General features: G+C 69.3%; 1 protein-coding gene. It reads right to left on the bottom strand.

Features of this window, described 5'->3' with window-relative positions:
* Positions 1-238 (bottom strand): DUF4011 domain-containing protein (locus FS767_RS22590; protein WP_144968308.1); only part of this gene is annotated, 238 nt, incomplete at both ends.

Raw genomic sequence — 238 nt, forward strand, 5'->3', positions numbered from 1 at the left:
GCCATCCACGTCGATGCCGTTGCCATCGCCGGGTAGCGGGCCGTCGAGCCCGGAAATGTCCAGGTCGAAGTCGTGGCGCAGGAGCTCCAGCAGGGTCAGGTTGAAGCGTGGCTCGTCCTCGAACAGGTGCAGGGTGATGCCGCTGGCGGCGCTCTGTCGCTCCAGGCGCACCGGCAGCAGGGTCAGCGGCGCCCGGTAGTGCTTGGGGTCGTCGGCCGCCTTCTTCCAGCGCTGGAGG

This window comes from Pseudomonas sp. DE0010 (assembly GCF_007680745.1).
Taxonomy (GTDB): domain Bacteria; phylum Pseudomonadota; class Gammaproteobacteria; order Pseudomonadales; family Pseudomonadaceae; genus Aquipseudomonas; species Aquipseudomonas parafulva_B.